The organism is Neisseria sp. 19428wB4_WF04 (genome assembly GCF_015235335.1).
Taxonomy (GTDB): Bacteria; Pseudomonadota; Gammaproteobacteria; order Burkholderiales; family Neisseriaceae; genus Neisseria; species Neisseria musculi.
Window position 1 is genome coordinate 1 of the sequence record NZ_JADGLG010000151.1, and the last position, 519, is coordinate 519.

3 pseudogenes are annotated in these 519 nt (G+C 38.7%); all 3 read left to right on the top strand.

What is annotated here, in order from left to right:
* Positions 1-90: pseudogene (locus IR141_RS14290) on the top strand (IS481 family transposase); the annotation flags it as partial.
* A 33-nt stretch (positions 91-123) separates the two neighbouring features.
* Positions 124-246: pseudogene (locus IR141_RS12735) on the top strand (IS1595 family transposase); the annotation flags it as partial.
* Between the two features lie 74 nt (positions 247-320).
* Positions 321-519 (top strand): annotated as a pseudogene (locus IR141_RS12740) (IS1595 family transposase); the annotation flags it as partial.

The window sequence follows — 519 nt, forward strand, 5'->3', positions numbered from 1 at the left end:
TTATGTCGTTTTGTTAACTTTTATAATAACGTCAAGCCCCACAAGAGCCTGAAAGGTGACACCCCTTTTGAGGTCTTACAGGCTTCATTCCCAACCTGTTGTGTAAACAACCCGACCATTTCCTACAGTGTATCGAAACAGACTTTTTATTTACACTTAAAGGAAACCGAATTTTGCTTCAATCACAGGCATGATAATCTGTATAAAGTCTTGCTTAAAATACTGAGAAATCGATGTTTGGGCTAATTTTGCTTCCTATTAAAAAGATGGGGTTGTACTAGATAACTAGGGAAATTTAACTTCAGGTTAGAATAATCCCTATGAGAAAAAGTCGTTTAAGTCAGTACAAGCAAAACAAACTGATTGAACTATTTGTTGCAGGTGTTACCGCTCGCACAGCGGCGCAATTAGTTAGCGTCAATAAAAATACCGCTGCCTATTACTTCCACCGTTTGCGCTTACTTATCTATCACAACAGCCCGCATCTGGAAATGCTTGATGGTGAAGTAGAAGTTGATG